Below are 825 nucleotides of genomic sequence, written 5' to 3' on the forward strand. Positions count from 1 at the left end.
CAGGAACGCGATCCACGCGTCTGCCGCGGAATGGAGGCCGCGGGCACGTGAATACCGGACCCCGGTGTCGACGCGGGTAAGAGGGGTCCGGATTCGGCCGGTCCGAGGGCGGTTCTGGCCATCAGTCGTCTCCGCAGTCGGTCGGCTGCAAGACTGAACATCGTACGGCGATCCCCGACGGACTGTCAGCCGGATCGGAAGCCGGGCGACCGCGGCCGTCCGACGCCGGTCAGACGCGTTCCAGGGGGTGGTGCGGGAGCGGCGGGAGTTCGACCTCGACGGGGTCGTGCGGGCGAACCGTCCCGCCCTGCCGGACGACGGCCATGATGCCCGACTTGAAGGTGAACTCCCCCGACACCGGGTCGAGCGCGAAGACCTCGCCGAGGAGCCCGGGACGGAAGTCGTTGATCTTCGAGCACGGGTTGCGCAGACCCGTCACCTCCAGGACCGCCCGGTCGCCGAGGTGGAGCAGCGCGCCGGTGGGGAGTCCGAGTAGGTCGACGCCGCGGGTCGTGATGTTCTCGCCGAGTTGCCCCGCGGACACGTCGTACCCCTTGAGCGCGAGTTCGTCGAAGAGTTCCTCGTGCATCAGGTGCACCTGGCGCAGGTTGGGCAGGTCCGGCTCGTAGGTCATCCGGAACTGGTGGCGGATGGTCTCGCCCGCGTGGACGTCCCCCTCGACCCCGAGGCCCGCGAGCAGGGTGACGGACGCGCGCGTGGGCTTGCTGAAGGAGTGCGTGGTCGTCAGCGCGACGAAGAACGCGCCCTGACGGACCGGCTCAGTCCGCCGCCTGCCGACCATGCCGTGCGGACCGGCGCGTTCCC

1 protein-coding gene is annotated in these 825 nt (G+C 70.3%); it reads right to left on the reverse strand.

Translation table 11 applies throughout. The features are described from left to right. Nucleotides 1-229 precede the first annotated feature (229 nt). The gene (locus tag EAO71_RS35190; RefSeq protein WP_222723617.1) at nt 230-802 is read right to left on the reverse strand and encodes an MOSC domain-containing protein; all 573 of its coding nucleotides are present in this window, start codon (nt 800-802) and stop codon (nt 230-232) included. Nucleotides 803-825 lie beyond the last annotated feature (23 nt).

Origin of the sequence: Streptomyces sp. MS191 (genome assembly GCF_008042125.1) — a bacterium.
Taxonomy (GTDB): domain Bacteria; phylum Actinomycetota; class Actinomycetes; order Streptomycetales; family Streptomycetaceae; genus Streptomyces.